The organism is Pseudomonas sp. NFX183 (assembly GCF_047943075.1).
Taxonomy (GTDB): Bacteria; Pseudomonadota; Gammaproteobacteria; order Pseudomonadales; family Pseudomonadaceae; genus Aquipseudomonas.
Map to the genome: position 1 here is coordinate 819,320 of NZ_CP181333.1, position 18,098 is coordinate 837,417.

General features: G+C 60.5%; 14 protein-coding genes. 10 read left to right on the forward strand and 4 right to left on the reverse strand.

Going from position 1 to position 18,098, the window contains the following annotated elements; all coding sequences use genetic code 11:
* Positions 1 to 12 precede the first annotated feature (12 nt).
* The gene (locus ACM530_RS04015; protein ID WP_010212755.1) at positions 13 to 768 is read left to right on the forward strand and encodes a DeoR/GlpR family transcriptional regulator; all 756 of its coding nucleotides are present in this window, start codon (positions 13 to 15) and stop codon (positions 766 to 768) included.
* A gap of 245 nt (positions 769 to 1,013) precedes the next feature.
* On the forward strand, positions 1,014 to 2,552 hold the full coding sequence (gene glpD / locus ACM530_RS04020; protein WP_242194419.1) for a glycerol-3-phosphate dehydrogenase: 1,539 nt from the start codon (positions 1,014 to 1,016) through the stop codon (positions 2,550 to 2,552).
* A 48-nt stretch (positions 2,553 to 2,600) separates the two neighbouring features.
* On the opposite strand, the gene ACM530_RS04025 is transcribed toward glpD, so the two are convergent.
* On the reverse strand, positions 2,601 to 3,326 hold the full coding sequence (locus tag ACM530_RS04025) for a tetratricopeptide repeat protein (RefSeq protein WP_416364305.1): 726 nt from the start codon (positions 3,324 to 3,326) through the stop codon (positions 2,601 to 2,603).
* A 121-nt stretch (positions 3,327 to 3,447) separates the two neighbouring features.
* Between ACM530_RS04025 and ACM530_RS04030 the strand changes: the two genes are divergently transcribed.
* The 8 genes from ACM530_RS04030 (at position 3,448) to ACM530_RS04065 (ending at position 13,662) form a co-directional block, all read left to right on the forward strand.
* A complete protein-coding gene (locus tag ACM530_RS04030) occupies positions 3,448 to 5,769 on the forward strand; it encodes a TonB-dependent receptor (RefSeq protein WP_416364306.1) in 2,322 nt (773 codons plus the stop codon).
* An 862-nt stretch (positions 5,770 to 6,631) separates the two neighbouring features.
* The gene (locus ACM530_RS04035; RefSeq protein WP_145161533.1) at positions 6,632 to 7,558 is read left to right on the forward strand and encodes a glutamate/aspartate ABC transporter substrate-binding protein; all 927 of its coding nucleotides are present in this window, start codon (positions 6,632 to 6,634) and stop codon (positions 7,556 to 7,558) included.
* Between the two features lie 194 nt (positions 7,559 to 7,752).
* Positions 7,753 to 8,499: an amino acid ABC transporter permease gene (locus ACM530_RS04040; RefSeq protein ID WP_003208731.1), complete on the forward strand. Its 747-nt coding sequence runs from the start codon at positions 7,753 to 7,755 to the stop codon at positions 8,497 to 8,499.
* Positions 8,499 to 9,170 carry an amino acid ABC transporter permease gene (locus ACM530_RS04045; protein WP_106579410.1) on the forward strand — a complete coding sequence of 224 codons (672 nt, stop codon included), beginning with the start codon at positions 8,499 to 8,501 and terminating at the stop codon, positions 9,168 to 9,170. The genes ACM530_RS04040 and ACM530_RS04045 overlap by 1 nt, the downstream gene beginning before the upstream one ends.
* Positions 9,167 to 9,901: an amino acid ABC transporter ATP-binding protein gene (locus tag ACM530_RS04050; RefSeq protein ID WP_012722475.1), complete on the forward strand. Its 735-nt coding sequence runs from the start codon at positions 9,167 to 9,169 to the stop codon at positions 9,899 to 9,901. Before ACM530_RS04045 ends, ACM530_RS04050 begins: the two co-directional genes overlap by 4 nt.
* A gap of 175 nt (positions 9,902 to 10,076) precedes the next feature.
* Positions 10,077 to 11,978 carry a sensor histidine kinase gene (locus ACM530_RS04055; RefSeq protein WP_262210520.1) on the forward strand — a complete coding sequence of 634 codons (1,902 nt, stop codon included), beginning with the start codon at positions 10,077 to 10,079 and terminating at the stop codon, positions 11,976 to 11,978.
* A complete protein-coding gene (locus tag ACM530_RS04060) occupies positions 11,975 to 13,324 on the forward strand; it encodes a sigma-54-dependent transcriptional regulator (RefSeq protein WP_145161527.1) in 1,350 nt (449 codons plus the stop codon). Before ACM530_RS04055 ends, ACM530_RS04060 begins: the two co-directional genes overlap by 4 nt.
* Before the next feature lie 8 nt (positions 13,325 to 13,332).
* On the forward strand, positions 13,333 to 13,662 hold the full coding sequence (locus ACM530_RS04065; RefSeq protein WP_416365073.1) for a GlpM family protein: 330 nt from the start codon (positions 13,333 to 13,335) through the stop codon (positions 13,660 to 13,662).
* A gap of 132 nt (positions 13,663 to 13,794) precedes the next feature.
* Here ACM530_RS04065 and ACM530_RS04070 read toward each other — a convergent pair whose 3' ends face one another.
* From ACM530_RS04070 to ACM530_RS04080, 3 genes are read right to left on the reverse strand one after another with little or no spacing between them, the layout of a single operon-like run.
* Positions 13,795 to 15,192, reverse strand: a complete 1,398-nt coding sequence (locus ACM530_RS04070; RefSeq protein WP_145161521.1) for a sigma-54-dependent transcriptional regulator — start codon at positions 15,190 to 15,192, stop codon at positions 13,795 to 13,797.
* Positions 15,182 to 16,960 (reverse strand): sensor histidine kinase, encoded by a 1,779-nt coding sequence (locus ACM530_RS04075; RefSeq protein WP_145161518.1) that lies wholly within the window; start codon positions 16,958 to 16,960, stop codon positions 15,182 to 15,184. Before ACM530_RS04075 ends, ACM530_RS04070 begins: the two co-directional genes overlap by 11 nt.
* Positions 16,960 to 18,084, reverse strand: a complete 1,125-nt coding sequence (locus tag ACM530_RS04080; protein ID WP_416364307.1) for a GNAT family N-acetyltransferase — start codon at positions 18,082 to 18,084, stop codon at positions 16,960 to 16,962. The genes ACM530_RS04075 and ACM530_RS04080 overlap by 1 nt, the downstream gene beginning before the upstream one ends.
* Positions 18,085 to 18,098: the final 14 nt, after the last annotated feature.

Sequence of the window (18,098 nt, forward strand, 5' to 3'; positions counted from 1 at the left end):
AAAGGACGCCCCATGAATCTGCCTCCCCGCCAGCAACAAATCCTCGAACTGGTCCGCGAACGCGGCTATGTCAGTATCGAGGAGATGGCGCAGCTATTTGTTGTCACCCCGCAAACCATCCGCCGCGATATCAACCAGCTGGCGGACGCCAATCTGCTGCGCCGCTACCACGGCGGCGCGGCCTATGACTCCAGTGTCGAGAACACCGCGTACGCCATGCGTGCCGACCAGATGCGCGATGAGAAACAACGCATCGGTGAAGCCATTGCCGCACAAATTCCTGATCATGCCTCGCTGTTCATCAATATCGGCACCACCACCGAATCGATCGCGCGCGCGCTGCTCAATCACAATCACCTGAAAATCATCACCAACAACCTCAACGTCGCCACCATGCTCAGTGCCAAGGACGACTTCGACGTGCTGTTGACCGGCGGCAATGTGCGCCGTGACGGCGGTGTGGTCGGTCAGGCGAGCGTCGATTTCATCAACCAGTTCAAGGTCGACTTTGCACTGGTAGGCATCAGCGGCATCGATGAAGACGGCAGCTTGCTCGACTTTGATTATCAGGAAGTGCGGGTTTCCCAGGCGATCATTGCCAATGCACGCCAGGTGATTTTGGCCGCCGACTCCAGCAAGTTCGGGCGCAATGCCATGATTCGTTTGGGGCCGATCAGCCTGGTGGACTGTTTGGTAACCGATCAACAGCCGGTGCCAGCGTTGGTGCAGTTGTTGAACCAGCACAAGGTTCGGCTGGAAGTCGTTTAGCGCCGTTGCCGGCGCCATCGGGGCAAGCCCCCTCCCACATTGGAATGCGATCAACCTGTGGGAGGGGGCTCGCCCCCGATGGCGATCTATCTGACACCCTCATGTTCACAAATTTTCCTTTTCCAGCCCTTCGATGAGTTTTTTCAATCGAAGTCGGCTGGCTGTGCGCGCGTTTATCAGCTACCATTTTCGCAAATGAACATTAATGTTCGAATTCCAAGACGAAAAGATCGCGAGGCTAGCCGATGAACCCTTCCACCTTGCCTGCTCCACCGCTTGCCGAAGTCTATGATGTTGCCGTAATTGGTGGCGGGATCAATGGCGTCGGCATCGCAGCAGACGCAGCCGGTCGCGGTTTGTCGGTATTCCTTTGCGAAAAAGACGACTTGGCCAGCCACACGTCATCGGCCAGCAGCAAGCTGATCCACGGTGGCCTGCGTTATCTCGAACATTACGAATTCCGCCTGGTGCGCGAAGCCCTGGCCGAACGCGAAGTGCTGCTGGCCAAGGCCCCGCATATCGTCAAGCAAATGCGTTTCGTGTTGCCGCACCGCCCTCACCTGCGCCCGGCGTGGATGATCCGTGCTGGCCTGTTCCTGTATGACCACTTGGGCAAGCGTGAAAAACTCGCCGGTTCCAAGAGCCTCAAGTTCGGCCCTGACAGCCCGCTGAAAAGCGAAATCACCAAAGGCTTCGAATACTCCGACTGCTGGGTCGATGACGCCCGCCTGGTGGTATTGAACGCCATGGCCGCCCGCGAAAAAGGCGCGCATATCCACACCCAGACCCGTTGCATCAGCGCGCACCGCAACAACGGCATGTGGGAAATGAACATGGAACGCGCCGATGGCAGCCTGTTCTCGATCCGTGCCCGCGCCCTCGTGAACGCCGCCGGCCCATGGGTCGCCAAGTTCATCAAGGAAGACCTGAAGCTGGATTCGCCTTACGGCATCCGCTTGATCCAGGGCAGCCACCTGATCGTGCCGAAACTGTACGAAGGCGCCCACGCGCACATTCTGCAGAACGAGGACCAGCGCATTGTCTTCACGATTCCGTACCTCAACCACCTGACCATCATCGGCACCACCGACCGTGAATACACCGGCGACCCGGCGAAAGTAGCTATTACCGAAGGTGAAACCGACTACATGCTTAAGGTGGTGAATGCCCACTTCAAGAAGCAGTTGAGCCGCGACGACATCGTCCACACCTACTCTGGCGTGCGCCCGCTGTGCAACGACGAGTCGGATAACCCGTCGGCCATCACCCGTGATTACACCTTGTCGCTGTCTGGCGGCACTGGCGAGGCGCCAATCCTGTCGGTGTTCGGCGGCAAGCTCACCACCTACCGCAAACTCGCCGAGTCGGCGATGGCGCAGCTGGCGCCGTTCTTCACACAGATGCGTCCAAGCTGGACGGCCACGGCCAGCCTGCCGGGTGGCGAGAACATGACCACGCCAGAAGCGCTGGCCGAGGCCATTCGCGCCAAGTTCAACTGGGTGCCGGCCGAGATCGCGCGTCGTTGGTCCACCACTTATGGCAGCCGCACCTGGCGCTTGCTCGAAGGTGTGCAGTCGCTGGCTGACCTGGGCGACCACTTGGGTGGCGGCCTGTACACCCGCGAAATCGATTACCTGTGCGCCGAGGAATGGGCCACGCAAGCGCAGGACGTGCTGTGGCGCCGTACCAAGCTCGGGCTGTTCACCACCCCAGAGGAACAGGCCAACGTGCAGCGTTACCTGTCCAAGGTCGAGCAGAACCGCGCGAAGATCGAAGCAGCCTGATCAGGCCGTTGTGAAAAGCCCCTGCGCCGAAAGGTCCAGGGGCTTTTTTTATGCCTGCAGCGCCTGGCGCTGATACCGCAGGCCCATGTCACGAATCCTGCTGAGAGCGGAGCCCAGCAACACCGGATAAGCCGCCTGCAAAAAACCCGGTGTTGCCGTTGCCAGCGCGCGCTCCAGCCAAAGGCAGGCCTGGCGCTCATCGCCGGTTTCGGCCAGCTCGGCAGCATGGTTGTATTGCCCGCGAAAATCTCCCGCCTCGGCTGAGCGCTGATACCACTGCCGCGCCAGTTGCACATCCTTGGGCACCACGACGCCCTCATGGTGGAACCGCCCCAGCAGGTTCATCGATTTGGCGTGCCCTTTGGCCGCCGCCTGCACGAACAACTCATACGCGGCGACAAGGTCGCGCTCGACACCGCGACCGCGCGTCAGCAACTGGCCGTAGTTATACAGCCCCCAATCCAGCCCAAGGTCGCCAGCTTTGCGGTAATGCACGGCGGCGTCCGGCAGGTCGATTTCGCAACCCCAGCCATTTTCCAGGCAGCGCCCGATCATGTTGATCGCCATCGGGTGGCCCTGACGTGCGCCGATGCGAAACCAGCTCAGCGCCAAAGCTTCGTCCTTTTGTATGCCCCGACCATCCAGCAACAACTGACCCAAGGTCGCCTGCGCATCGGCATCACCCAGTCGCGCAGCCTGCATCACCCAACGCGCATACGCGCGCGGGTTATCACCGATTTCACCCGATTCATTGCCTGGCCGCGTGCTCTGCATGCTCGTCTGCACTCTCTCAAACTGACAAAAACTTCATGAATCATCCTGTTACAAAGTATTACATTTGAGATCGTTTATCAATTACGATCACCTCTCAATTCCAACAACACGAGACTATTCAATGGCTACCGGGATCAGTTCTGCCCCCCATTCATCGCGGCATTTGCTCGCGTCGGCGGTGGGCTTGGCAGTGGCTGCGCAAGGAGGATTCAGCTATGCAGCGCAGACTGCAGATGACGGCACAGGTGTAATTGAGCTCGGCGCGACCAGTATCGAAGGTCAGGCCCCAAGCCAGAGCGCTTACAACCCCGTAGCGCCTTCCTCCCCCAAGTACACCGAGGCGCTGCGTGATACACCGCAGACGATTACCGTGGTGCCCAAGGAAGTCATTCATGATCAAAACCTGCTGACCCTGCGCGACGTGCTCAGCACCGTGCCGGGCATTACCTTCGGTGCCGGCGAAGGCGGCAGCGGTTACGGCGACAGCATCAACCTGCGCGGTTTCTCGGCCAGCGGCGACATCTACGTCGACGGCGTGCGCGACAGCGCGCAATACAGCCGCACCGACCCGTTCAACCTGGAACAGGTCGAAGTCGTCAGCGGCGCAAGTTCGGTGTATTCAGGTTCCGGCGCAGTCGGCGGCACCATCAACCTGGTGTCCAAGCAGCCGGAATTACGCGACAAAACCACGATCAGCGCCGGCATCGGCACCGATAACTACAAGCGCACCACGCTGGACACCAATCAGCAACTCAACGACACCACCGCGTTCCGGCTCAACTTGATGGCGCATGGTAACGATGTGCCGGGCCGCGATTATGAAGATTACTCGCGCTGGGGCATTGCACCCTCCATCGCCTTTGGCCTGGGCACGCCGACGCGCGTTACCGTCAGTTATGAACACCAGAAAGATGACAACACGCCGCAGTACGGCATCCCCATCTACAACGGCAAACCGATGCCGGGTGTGGGCTGGAGCGACTATTACGGTTATCACAACATCAATGACCAGCAGATCACCTCGGACGCGTTCAGCCTGAAACTTGAACACGACTTCAACGACGCCGTGTCAGTGCGCAACTTCACCCGCGTCGAGCGCGTGCGCCAGGACTTGCGCGCTTCCGGCCCCGAAGGTGCCCAGGCCGGCTGCCTGGCCAGCGGCACCCAGATAACGGGCGCGCCCTGCGCCGCCGGCCTCAAGCCTGGCTATTTCCAGCCAAGCGGCGGTTCGCTGGGCAACGAGCGCAACACCCAGAACAAAATGTTCACCAACCAGACTGACGTAACCAGTCACTTCAGCACGGGCTTCATCGACCACACACTGGTGACCGGCATCGCCATCAGCCGCGAGGAATACGAGGCGGATACCGGCAAATGGCTGACCAACAGCAACGGCAGCACGATCGTTCCGCCGCCGGTCAGCTTCAGCGACCCCAACTCGGACTGGACCGGCCCCGTCAACTTCACCCGTGCGGCCCACGTCGACGGTGCGCTGAACAACCGCGCCGCCTACGCCTTCGACACGCTCAAACTCAACCCGCAATGGGAAATCAACGGCGGTTTGCGTTACGAGCACAACGCCGGCAGCTCGGTCACCAATGCCTACTCCAGCACCGGCGTGGAAACGCCCGGCGTTCGCTACGGCCAAGCGGACGACCTGACGTCCTATCGCCTGGCACTGGTGTACAAACCGGTGGAAAACGGCAGTTTCTATATCGCCTATGGCAACAGCAAGACGCCGTCGCAAGCCAGCGTCAATGGTGGCTGCTTCACGCCGGCCAAAACGTCCAGCGCGCCCACCAACAACTGCAACGTCGCCCCGGAAACCGCCGTCAGCTATGAGATCGGCACCAAATGGGACTTCCTCGACAATGCCTTGTCGGTCACCGGCGCGATCTTTCGCAATGACCGCACCAACTACAAAGTCGCCGATCCCGACCCAACCAACCTGAGCGGCACGCAATCGCTCGACGGGAAAGCACGTGCAGACGGCGTGGCACTCGGCTTGAGCGGTGCGATCACGGACAAGTGGAAGGTCTTCGCCAACTACACCTACCTGGATACCCGCGTATTGCGCAGCGCCAGCGACTTCACCCTGGCCACCACCGGTTTCGACGCGCAGAAAGGCGAACCGCTGCCGTTCACGCCCAAACATGCGGCCAGTCTTTGGACGGTGTACGACCTGCCCTACGACTTTCAGGTGGGCTACGGCATCACGGCGCAATCCAAGCAGTACCTGGTCAGCGCCGCCGGGGCACCGACTGCGCCGGGCTACGCCGTGCAGCGCGCGATGCTCGGCTACAAGGTCAACAAACAGTTGAACCTGCAGTTGAACGTCAACAACCTGTTCGACAAGGAATACCTGACGCGCATCCGTAACAACGGCTGGGCGGTGCCGGGCGATGGGCGTGCGGCGGTTGTTTCGGCTGACTATACGTTCTGATTGGGGGGTTGTTTTGGGGGGTATATCCGTTGTTTGGGTGATGGCTGATACGGGTTCCGCCCTTACAGCGGGTCACTTTTGAAAAGAGCCCAAAAGTAACCCAAAGGCTCTTGCCCCACCACTCGGCACCTCGCTTAGGCTCGGTGTGCCTAAGATCAAAATCAAAAGCAAAGCACGGCGGCCTGACAGCCGACCTGATTCTGGAACCTGAACTCAATCAAATGTGGGAGCAGGCTTGCCTGCGATGGCATCAACCCGGTGTACCTGATGGACCGAGGTGCCTGCATCGCAGGCAAGCCAGCTCCCACAGAAAAGCAAAGCAGTGCGGTGGTGGAGGCTGAACTCGGTCAAATTGTGGGAGCGGGCTTGCTCGCGAAGGCGGTGGGTCAGCGACACATGAGCTGACTGACAAACCGCATTCGCGGGCAAGCCCGCTCCCACATTTGGATCTCTGTGCTTCAGACAGAAGTGTGTTGCTGTGCTGCTTCTACCACTCAGGTCGGCTACCAGGCCGCCGTGCTCTGCGTTTGCCAAAAGTGACCCGCTGTAAGAGCGGAACCGCCAGCCGCCGTTACCGCAGCAACGCATATACACCGCCTCCCCCAAAGCCATTCGGTTTTCCGAACACCACACCCCGAACCATTCGGTTTGCCGGACCAAACCACCAAACCCCTCCCGTCACGCAAACTTAATCCCCATATAAATCAACCAGATAACCTTTTATCCCTGGTATGGCACGACTCATGCTCTACACTCCTTGACGATTGCCTGCGACGCTTCAGGAGCCGTCACGGGCATTCGCTGTACAAAAGAGAGCCGTTTAGCCGGCTTCATAAAAAAAACAAATGTCGAGGAAGTATTGATGCGCATCGTTCCCCATATCCTGGGCGCAGCTATCGCTGCTGCTCTGATCAGCACTCCAGTTTTCGCCGCCGAACTCACCGGCACACTGAAGAAAATCAACGACTCCGGCACTATCACTCTCGCTCACCGCGACAGCTCCATTCCGTTCTCCTACATCGCGGATGGCTCGGGCAAACCCGTGGGCTACTCCCACGACATTCAACTGGCCATCGTTGAAGCCCTGAAAAAAGACCTGAACAAACCCGATCTGAAGGTCAAGTACAACCTGGTCACCTCGCAAACCCGTATCCCGCTGATCCAGAACGGCACCGCGGATATCGAGTGCGGCTCCACCACCAACAACGCCGAACGCGCTCAACAAGTTGATTTCACCGTCAACATGTTCGAAATCGGCACCCGCCTGCTGGTCAAGAAAGACAAGGATGGCAAGCCGTCCTACGCTGACTTTGCCGACCTGAAAGGCAAAAACGTCGTGACCACCGCTGGCACCACGTCCGAGCGCATCATCAAAGCGATGAACGCCGACAAGCAAATGGGCATGAACGTCATCTCCGCCAAAGACCACGGCGAATCCTTCCAGATGCTGGAAAGCGGCCGCGCCGTCGCCTTCATGATGGACGACGCCCTGCTCGCAGGCGAAGAAGCCAAGGCCAAGAAGCCGGACGATTGGGTCATCACCGGTACGCCACAGTCCTTCGAAGCCTATGCGTGCATGGTGCGTAAAGACGACCCGGCCTTCAAAAAGGCTGTCGATGACGCCATCGTCGGCCTGTACAAATCCGGCGAAATCAACAAGATCTACAGCAAGTGGTTCGAGAGCCCGATTCCTCCAAAAGGCCTGAACCTGAACTTCCCGATGAGCGACAAGGTTAAGGAGCTGATCGCTAACCCAAGCGACAAACCAGCCCCTGACGTAAAAATCTGATACCTGACTAAGCTTATCTCCTGAGGGAGCCAACCCTCCCTCAGGCGTCTGTTACTACCTGCTGGCTTTAATTTGGAACACTCGACCTGGCGGTTTTCGAGCCGATCGCGTGTGCCTGGCGTTCAACGTCGGGCGGGAAAGGATCTTCCCCAAGCGGGTGCTTGTACATCGATCGATTTCGAGGGGAGACCCTAATGAATTACAACTGGGACTGGGGCGTGTTCTTCAAGTCCACTGGCGTGGGCAGCGAGACTTATCTCGACTGGTACATCGCCGGCTTGGGCTGGACCATCGCCATCGCTGTCGTGGCATGGATTATCGCCTTGTTGCTGGGGTCCATTCTGGGCGTCATGCGCACCGTGCCAAACCGCATCGTATCGGGCATCGCAACCTGCTACGTGGAGCTGTTTCGTAACGTGCCGCTGCTGGTTCAGCTGTTTATCTGGTACTTCCTGATACCCGATCTGCTGCCGCAAAACCTGCAGGACTGGTACAAACAAGACCTCAACCCGACTACCTCGGCCTACCTGAGCGTCGTCGTGTGCCTGGGCCTGTTCACCGCCGCCCGTGTGTGTGAACAAGTGCGCACCGGCATCCAGGCGCTGCCACGCGGCCAGGAATCTGCCGCACGCGCCATGGGCTTCAAGCTGCCGCAGATCTACTGGAACGTGCTGCTGCCTCAGGCGTACCGCATCATCATTCCGCCGCTTACCTCGGAATTCCTCAACGTGTTCAAGAACTCCTCCGTGGCGTCCTTGATCGGGTTGATGGAGCTGTTGGCACAAACCAAACAGACTGCCGAGTTCTCGGCCAACCTGTTTGAAGCCTTCACCCTGGCCACGCTGATCTACTTCACCCTGAACATGAGCCTGATGTTGCTGATGCGCGTGGTCGAGAAGAAAGTCGCGGTGCCCGGCCTGATCTCCGTGGGGGGTAAATAATGGACTTCGATTTCAGCGGCATCATCCCCGCCATTCCCGGCCTGTGGAACGGCATGGTCATGACCTTGCAGTTGATGGTCATGGGTGTGATCGGCGGTATCGCGCTGGGGACGATGCTGGCGCTGATGCGCCTGTCGTCCAGCAAACTGCTGTCGCGTCTGGCCGGCGCCTACGTGAACTACTTCCGCTCGATCCCGCTGCTGTTGGTGATCACCTGGTTCTACCTGGCGGTGCCGTTCGTGTTGCGCTGGATAACCGGCGAAGACACCCCGATCGGTGCGTTCACCTCCTGCGTCGTGGCCTTCATGATGTTCGAAGCCGCGTACTTCTGTGAAATCGTGCGGGCCGGCGTGCAGTCGATCCCCAAGGGCCAGATGGCCGCCGCACAGGCGATGGGCATGACCTATGGCCAGACCATGCGTCTGATCATCCTGCCCCAGGCGTTCCGCAAGATGACCCCGTTGCTGCTGCAACAGTCGATCATCCTGTTCCAGGACACCTCGCTGGTTTACACCGTGGGCCTGGTGGACTTCCTCAACTCCGCCCGCTCCAACGGCGACATCATTGGCCGTTCCAATGAGTTCCTGATCTTCGCCGGTGTCGTCTACTTCATCATCAGCTTTTCCGCCTCGCTGCTGGTCAAGCGTCTGCAAAAAAGGTTTGCCGTATGATCTCTATCAAGAACATCAACAAGTGGTATGGCGACTTCCAGGTGCTGACCGATTGCAGCACCGAGGTTAAAAAAGGCGAAGTGATCGTGGTGTGCGGGCCGTCCGGCTCGGGTAAATCCACCCTGATCAAGTGCGTCAACGCACTGGAACCGTTCCAGAAAGGCGACGTGGTGGTGGATGGCACCTCCATCGCCGACCCGAAGACCAACCTGCCGCAACTGCGCTCGCGCGTGGGCATGGTGTTCCAGCACTTCGAACTGTTCCCGCACCTGACCATCACTGAAAACCTGACCATCGCGCAGATCAAGGTGCTCGGCCGCAGCAAGGAAGAAGCCACCAAAAAGGGCCTGCAACTGCTTGAGCGCGTCGGCCTTTCGGCACACGCCCACAAGCACCCGGGCCAGCTTTCCGGCGGCCAGCAACAACGTGTGGCGATTGCCCGCGCCCTGGCCATGGACCCGATCGTCATGCTGTTCGACGAACCGACCTCGGCACTGGACCCTGAAATGGTCAACGAAGTGCTCGACGTGATGGTGCAACTGGCCCACGAAGGCATGACCATGATGTGCGTCACCCACGAAATGGGGTTTGCGCGCAAAGTGGCCGACCGCGTGATCTTCATGGACGCCGGCAAGATCATCGAAGACTGCCCGAAGGAGGAGTTTTTCGGCGACATCAGCGCCCGCTCCGAACGCGCGCAGCACTTCCTTGAGAAAATCCTGCAGCACTAAAACCGGCTTTTCGTTCTCCCTGTGGGAACCGTTTTGTGTGGGAGCTGGCTTGCCTGCGATGCAGACACCTCGGTCTATCAGTGACACCGAGGAGATCCTGTCGCAGGCAAGCCAGCTCCCACATAAACCGGTTCACGGCAGGGCTGACAGCTCTGGTTGACCCAAGGCAACTGTGATGAAATGCGACCCCAACCAATTTCGCGCCGCACCGCCATCACTTGCCGTGAAACCTCGTCTGATTCGCCAACTGTTCCTGCCGCCGTTGATCATCGCCCTGATGATCGGCTTGGGTTATATCGGCTTCTGGGTCAGTGAGTATTACGGCATCAGCACACTCAGCGACAACGGCGAACGCCAGTTGGAGCTGCACGCGCGCACCGTCGAAAGCGAACTGAGCAAATACACCTACCTGCCCAGCCTGCTGGAGCTCGAATCCAGCGTGTCCACGCTGCTGGCCGACCCGAACCAGGAAACCCGGCAGACGGTCAATGATTACCTCGAAGGCCTGAACCGACGCAGTCGCAGTCGGGCCATCTACGTGATGGACACCACCGGCCGCGTGCTGGCCACCAGTAACTGGCGCGATGCCGACAGTTACCAGGGTGAAGACCTGTCCTTTCGCGCCTATTTCCAGAATGCCGTGCGCGGCCAGCCGGGCCGCTTCTATGGCATCGGCAGCACCAACGGCGAGCCCGGCTACTACCTGGCCCACGGCCTGGAAGAACACGGCAAGATCATCGGCGTCGCCGTGGTCAAAGTGCGCCTCGAAGCCCTCGAAGAGCGCTGGCAGCGTGCGCGCCTCGAAGCGTTCGTGAGCGACGAGAACGGCATCATCATCCTCTCCAGCGACCCGGCCCGCCGGCTCAAGGCCGTGCGCCCGCTGAGCGACGACACCAAAGAACGCCTGGCCCACAGCCTGCAATATTACTGGGCGACGCTTAACGAGCTGGAGCCGCTGGCCCGTGAGCGACTCAATGAGGGCACCGAAAAGCTGACCTTCCCGGCCAACAGCGAAGTGGTCAACGACGAGCACGAAGTCAGCTACCTCGCGCAAACCCGCCCGCTCAACGACACGCCGTGGAATTTCACCCTGCTGACGCCGCTCAATGAGCTGCGCCGCGCGGCGATCAACCAGGGCATTCTGGTCGCTGTCGCATTCGGCCTGGTGGCGTTTTTGCTGATCGCCTGGAACGAGCGCCGCAAGGTGATCGCCACCCGCCTCGCCGCGCGGGAAGCCTTGCAGGAAGCCAACAGCCAGCTGGAGCGGCGGATTGCCGAACGCACCGCCGACCTGCGTGCCAGCAACGAACGGCTCAAGGGCCAGATTCGCGAACGGCGCCAGGCCGAAGAAACCTTGCGCCGCGCCCAGGACGAACTGGTGCAGGCCGGCAAACTCGCCGCCATCGGCCAGATGTCCACCAGCATCGCCCATGAGTTGAATCAGCCGCTGGCGGCGCTGCGCACACTGTCGGGCAATACCGTGCGCTTCCTCGAACGTGGCGCGCTCGACACCGCCAGTGCCAACCTCAAGACCATCAATGAACTGATCGACCGCATGGGCCGCATCACGGCCAGCCTGCGCTCGTTTGCACGGCGCGGTGATGACCAGGGCGAAGCCAACCTCGGTAAAGCTGTGGACGCCGCGTTCCAGGTGCTCGGCGCTCGTCTCGACGGCCTGCCGCTGACCGTGCACCGCGACTTCGCCAACGCTCAATTGCAGATCGACCAGACACGCCTGGAGCAGATCCTGGTCAACCTGATTGGCAACGCCCTGGACGCGATGCAGGCGCAACCTGCGCCCGAACTGTGGTTGGATGGCCAGGTGCTTGAGGGCAGGTACCGCCTGCACGTACGCGACAACGGGCATGGCATCGACCCCGAAACGCGCAAGCATTTATTCGAACCGTTCTTCACCACCAAACCCGGCGAACAAGGCCTGGGCTTGGGCCTGACCCTTTCCGCCAGCCTCGCGGCGGCCACTGGCGGCAACCTTGCCGTGGAACACCCGGCCAGCGGTGGTACTGCCTTTGTCTTGTGCCTGCCGCTGGTGGGCACTCAAAAAGCTGAGTCGACATGAATACAGACACCCCAGCCGCAAAAGACGACCTCACCGTTCTGATCGTCGAGGACGATCCCCATGTGCTGCTCGGCTGCCAACAGGCCCTGGCGCTGGAAGACATTCCCAGCGTGGGCGTGGGCAGTGCTGAAGAAGCCCTCAAGCGCATTGGCGAGAACTTTGCCGGCATCGTCATCAGCGACATTCGCCTGCCAGGCATCGACGGCCTCGAGCTGCTGACCCGCCTCAAAGCGCTGGATAAAAGCCTGCCGGTGGTGCTGATTACCGGGCACGGTGATATTTCGATGGCCGTCGGGGCCATGCGCAATGGCGCCTACGACTTCATGGAAAAACCCTTCTCCCCCGAACGCCTGGTCGACGTGGCGCGCCGCGCCCTGGAGCAACGCGGGCTGGCGCGAGAAGTGTGGTCGCTGCGCCGCCAACTGGCCGAGCGTGACTCGCTGGAGGGCCGCATCATCGGCCGCTCGCCGGCGATGCAGAACCTGCGCGAACTGATCGCCAACGTCGCTGACACCTCGGCCAACGTGCTGATCGAAGGCGAGACCGGCACTGGCAAGGAACTGGTCGCGCGCTGCCTGCATGATTTCAGCCGGCGCCATGCCCACCAGTTCGTTGCCTTGAACTGCGGCGGCCTGCCGGAAAACCTGTTCGAAAGCGAGATTTTCGGCCACGAAGCCAACGCCTTTACTGGCGCCGGCAAACGGCGCATCGGCAAGATCGAGCACGCCCACGAAGGCACGCTGTTTCTCGATGAAGTGGAAAGCATGCCGATCAACCTGCAGATCAAACTGCTGCGGGTGTTGCAGGAGCGCACCCTTGAACGGCTGGGCTCGAACCAGAGCGTGGCCGTGGATTGCCGGGTGATCGCCGCCACCAAATCCGACCTCGATGAGCTGAGCCGCGCCAGCCAATTTCGCAGCGACCTTTACTACCGCCTCAACGTGGTGACCCTGGAACTGCCGCCGTTGCGCGAACGTCGCGAAGACATCCTGCAGTTGTTCGAGCACTTCCTGCAGCAATCCTCCTTGCGCTTTGATCGCACCGCGCCGGAGCTGGACAACCAGACCGTGTCGACGCTGATGAGCCACGACTGGCCAGGCAACGTGCGCGAACTGCGCAACGTCGCCGAGCGCTTTGCCCTGGGCTTGCCCGCCTTCAAGAAAAGCGGCAGCGGCAACAGCAACCACGGCCTGGCCTTCACCGAAGCGGTGGAAGCCTTCGAGCGCAACCTGCTCAACGATGCCCTGCAGCGCAGCGGCGGCAACCTGACCCAGGCCAGCCTGGAGCTGGGAATGGCCAAGACCACCCTGTTCGACAAGGTCAAGAAATACGGGTTGAGCCACTGATGGATCTATTGCTGAAGGCCGCCATTGGCGCGGCGGTGGTGTTGATCCTGGCGGCGCTGGCCAAGACCAAAAACTATTACATCGCGGGGCTGGTGCCGCTGTTTCCGACCTTTGCGTTGATTGCGCACTACATCGTCGGCAAGGGCCGCTCGGTGGAGGACCTGAAGACCACCATCGTGTTTGGGATGTGGTCGATCATTCCGTATTTTGTGTATTTGGCGACGCTGTATGTGATGGTCGACTGCCTGCGCCTGGAGGCGTCACTCGCCGTGGCGGCGGTGGCGTGGCTGATGGCGGCGACGGTGCTGGTGAGTGTGTGGGTGCGCCTCCATACCTGACACACCGGGGTAAAAAATGTGGGAGCTGGCTTGCCTGCGATAGCGGTCTGTCTGTGCCAGCTGAGTTGGCTGATACACCGCTATCGCAGGCAAGCCAGCTCCCACATTTGGATCAGTGGTGAGCCTGATAGATCAACGCACGATCTTGTCGACCTGAATCCCCAGCTTCTTCAACCGATACCAAAAACTCCTCTCTGAAATCCCGATCTTCGCCGCCGCCGCAGCCTGCACGCCGTTGCTTTCGTGCAACGCCGCCAGGATGTAGGTTTTCTCGACGTCCGCCAGCGCCGCGTCCAGGTCCGCAGGCACGCCAGGGTTGTCACCGAGCAGCGCCGTGACGCCGTCCTCTGCCGGTTTTGAAGCAAACAGGTAGGCCGGCAGGTCGATGTCTTCGATCACCGGTTTGGCCGCAACGATGGTTGCGCGCTCCACGCAGTTTTGCAGCTCGCGGATATTCCCCGGCCAGTTGTAAGCCGCCATGGCCTGCAAGGCCTCCGGGCTGAACCCGGTGATGCGTTTGCCGGCGGTGGCGCTCAGGGTCTGGGCGAAGTGCCGGGCCAGGGGCACGATGTCCTCGGCGCGTTCGCGCAGGGCCGGCAGCGGGATCGGGAACACATTCAGACGGTAATACAGGTCTTCGCGAAACTCTTTATTGGCCACCGCGTCCAGCAGGTTCTTGTTGGTGGCGGCGATCACCCGCACGTCCACCTTGCGCTCGCGCGGGTCGCCCACCGGCTCGATCACGCGCTCCTGCAACGCGCGCAGGATCTTGGCCTGCAACGCCAGGGGCATGTCGCCCACTTCATCCAGAAACAACGTGCCCTTGTCGGCCTGCATAAAGCGCCCGACCCGATCCGCCACGGCGCCGGTGAAGGCGCCCTTGCGATGGCCAAACATTTCACTTTCCAGCAAGCCTTCCGGAATCGCCGCGCAGTTGACCGCTACAAATGGCTTGTCGGCACGGCTGCCGTGTTTGTGGATCGCGCGCGCGACCATTTCCTTGCCGGTGCCGCTTTCGCCAGTCAGCAGGATGGTGGCGTTGCTGTCACGCACCGAATCGATTGCATGCAGCACTTGGCGAAACGCCGGGCTGTCACCCACCAGGCTGTCGAACTGCGCATGGTGATCGAGTTCGGCGCGCAGCCGCGCGTTGTCGCGCATGATGTCGCGAAACTGCAAGGCCTTGGCGACGGTGATGTCCAGTTCGTCGATGTCGAACGGCTTGGCAATGTAGTCATAGGCGCCGTTGCGCATCGATTGCACGGCGTTTTTCACCGTGCTGTAGGCGGTCATCACGATCACCGGCAAATCCGGGAAACGCACCTTGATCTCGGCCAGCAGCGCCGGGCCGTCCATGCCTGGCATGCGCCAGTCACTGATCACCAGGTCGATGTCTTCCTGCTCCAGCACCTTGAGCGCGTGCAGGCCGTTGCTTGCGGTGAATACCTGAATGCCGTTCTGGCTCAAGGCCGACGACAGCAAGTCGCAGAGCTTGGGCTCGTCGTCGACTACCAATACGTTATGCGTCATGACCATCCTCATCATCGCCGTCGTCATCACCCTGGGCCGGAATGTACAGGCTGAAGGTGGCGCCGGCATCTTTCTCACTGGCACATTCAATGCTGCCGTCGTGACTTTCCATGATCGAATAGACTTTTGCCAGGCCCAGGCCCGTGCCCGAGGCCTTGGTAGTGACGAACGGTGTGAAGATCCGCTCGATCATATCCGCCGGGATGCCCTGGCCGGTGTCGGCGATGCTGATCACCGTGTTGCCGTCGACACTGCGAATGCCCAGGGTCAGGCGTCCGCCTTCGGGCATCGCGTCGATGGCGTTGAGAATCAGGTTGAGGCACGCCTGCTTGAGCTGTTTGGCATCGGCATAGATCGTCGCACCGGGTGCCTGGTCGTCAATCTGCGCGTCAATGTTATGCGTGGACAGTTCCGGGCTGCAGAAACCGAGAATCTCTTCCACCAACGCTCGCGCCGGCTGCAGCACACGCAACGGCGGGTTGGGTTTGGCAAAATCGAGGAATTCGGTGATCAGGTCGTTGATGCGGCTGACCTCGCTGATCACGTATTCCAGGTGGCGCTTGTCGGTTTCCGCCAGGTCGGCGCGACGGTGCAACAGTTGGGTCGCGGTCTTGATGATGCCCAGCGGGTTACGGATCTCGTGAGCCAGGCCCATGGCGACTTCGCCCAGGGCGTGCAGCCGATCGCGACGGCGCAACTGGGCTTCAAGGTGATGCAGCTCGCCCAGGCGCTCGGTCATGTGGTTGAAGGTGCTGCTCAACTGCGCCAGCTCATCGCCGCCACTCACCAATACGCGGTGTTCGTAATGCCCCGAGATCACCGCGTCCACGCCTTGGGACAAATCACGCAGCGGTTTGGTCAGGCGCCGCGACACCAGCACGCCGGCGCCCAGGGACAACGCCGAGCTGAGCAGGAAAATCAGCACGAACAGGTTGCTCTGATTCACCAGCCCGACCAGGCTGGTATGGCGTAGCAGGCCGCTGAAGATCACCCCTTGCAGGTCGCCGGCATCATTGAAGATGGGCCAATACAGACCGCTGTAGTTGTTGGTGAACTGCTCGCTCGGCTGCTTGGTGGCGCGCATGGCCGTTTCGACGTCCTTGGGAATGCGCGAGGGGTGGTTTTCGAAACGCTGGGTCGAGAAGATTTCGTTAAAGCCCGACGGGTTGGCCAGGTACAGGCGCAGGTCGAGGGAATGCACATCGGCCACGCTGGTGAGGAAACTGCTGTCCAGGTAAGTGGCCACCAAGAGCAGGTAGTCGACGCCTTCCTGGGTGGTTTCGAAGGTCGAGACCACCAGGCCCGTACTCACGCCCGCCACCTGCACGGTTTGCAGCACGGCGTTGCTGGTCAGGTCGATCTGCTTGACCACATCGTCGGAGGCCGTGCTGAACACGACCTTGTGATCACTCACGCGAATCAGCGCGACCACGTCGATGTCCGTGGCGTCGGCAATGTCGGCGGTCAGCCGGTCGTGCTTGGCGGCCTGCTTGTTCGAAGGCGGGCTGGTGTAGCGCAGGAACAGCTTGGCCATGCGCGCGTTGTCATGAAGGATGTCGCCGATTTCGTCCTTGACGATCTTGGTCGACTCTTGCAGCCAGATACGCACGTTACTGTCGAAAATCTGCGACAGCGTGGTCGCCGCCAGCTCGGCGGCGATCATGGTGGGAATAACGCTGACCAGCCAGAACGCCAGCACCAGCTTGCGCTGGACGCTCCAGCGCGAAATGGCAAAGGGGCGGGCTTTCTGGCGGGTTTTGGTGATCATCAGGTTTCGCTTATCGCAGCAGCCATGGCAGGGTCGGAACGGTCCGGTCTCAGGTACATTTTCACGAGCTTGAGCAGGCTGTTGACCAGCCGGTTACGGTGACGGAAGAACATGCTGTTGCCTTGGAACTCGCACCCCAGGCGCAGCTTACTGGCATACCCTTCCTGACCGCACTCGTACACAGGGATATTGTGCTGAATACAGTAGTCGACGTTGGTCAGCCAACTGCGAAAGTACAGGTTGTATTCGCGGCTGAATGCCATGTCATGCCCAAAAAACTTCTCGATCAGGCGGTGCTGGTCCAGCAGGATCAAATTGAACGCCACCAGGTGCTCGTCCACCCAATAAAGAACACAGACCGCACGCCCTTCAAGCCGTTCGAGGATGCCGGTGAAGTAACGCGCCGGCAAACGTTCGAACTGCAGCTGCGAGCGTTCGAGCGTGGCCTCGTACAAGCGCATGACATCCGGCAACACATCATCAATATTGCGCCGCCACTCCACGCGCGGGCCCGGCGCACGCAGTTTACGGCGCAGGTCCTTGCGCGTCGATTTGCACAACGAGCTAAGGTAGGCGTCTACCGAACCGTATGGCACCGAGAGCACACCGCTGGGCAAGCTCGGCATGCTCTGGAAACCTGCGCTGCGGCAACTGGTCGCCCAGTGCGAGTCGTCGGTCGGTACATCTTTGACCGCCACCAGGCCAATCCCGAAGGCACTGGCATCCTGTCGCGCGGCTTGCAGCAACTGCTTGAGCAACACAGGGCGTCGCGTCTGGGGTATGCCGCTTGCAATACCTGCATCGCAACGCTCGGCTATCGGCGAGCCGATGGCATACAGCGGCAAGCGTAAAACACCCGGCCACAGTCGCTCCAGGCGTTCGGTAAAACGCTTGCCGGCGCCCGACACCGTGGTGTCGAGGCGATAATGGGTGATGAACGCGGCGGCCACTGCCACCAGCGTTTCATCTTCGTAAACCGCCAGGTAGCGCCATTTGAAGTCATCAATGGCCGCGTTTTCCACGGCGACGTAAAAATCCCAATCCTCCAGAGCACCGGGAAAACAGTCGTTCCAGGCACTGCGCTGGATGGCCCGGATAGTCGAGAAGGCTTGAGCGGTGATCACGTCGCGTCCTTAGG

Coding starts and splice junctions, on each gene's coding strand:
- glpD (WP_242194419.1), top strand. CDS start 1,014: ATGAACCCTTCCACCTTGCCTGCTCCACCGCTTGCCGAAGTCTATGAT.
- ACM530_RS04045 (WP_106579410.1), top strand. CDS start 8,499: ATGGACTTCGATTTCAGCGGCATCATCCCCGCCATTCCCGGCCTGTGG.
- ACM530_RS04055 (WP_262210520.1), top strand. CDS start 10,077: ATGAAATGCGACCCCAACCAATTTCGCGCCGCACCGCCATCACTTGCC.
- ACM530_RS04025 (WP_416364305.1), bottom strand. CDS start 3,326: ATGCAGAGCACGCGGCCAGGCAATGAATCGGGTGAAATCGGTGATAAC.
- ACM530_RS04035 (WP_145161533.1), top strand. CDS start 6,632: ATGCGCATCGTTCCCCATATCCTGGGCGCAGCTATCGCTGCTGCTCTG.
- ACM530_RS04070 (WP_145161521.1), bottom strand. CDS start 15,192: ATGACGCATAACGTATTGGTAGTCGACGACGAGCCCAAGCTCTGCGAC.
- ACM530_RS04030 (WP_416364306.1), top strand. CDS start 3,448: ATGGCTACCGGGATCAGTTCTGCCCCCCATTCATCGCGGCATTTGCTC.
- ACM530_RS04050 (WP_012722475.1), top strand. CDS start 9,167: ATGATCTCTATCAAGAACATCAACAAGTGGTATGGCGACTTCCAGGTG.
- ACM530_RS04060 (WP_145161527.1), top strand. CDS start 11,975: ATGAATACAGACACCCCAGCCGCAAAAGACGACCTCACCGTTCTGATC.
- ACM530_RS04040 (WP_003208731.1), top strand. CDS start 7,753: ATGAATTACAACTGGGACTGGGGCGTGTTCTTCAAGTCCACTGGCGTG.
- ACM530_RS04075 (WP_145161518.1), bottom strand. CDS start 16,960: ATGATCACCAAAACCCGCCAGAAAGCCCGCCCCTTTGCCATTTCGCGC.
- ACM530_RS04015 (WP_010212755.1), top strand. CDS start 13: ATGAATCTGCCTCCCCGCCAGCAACAAATCCTCGAACTGGTCCGCGAA.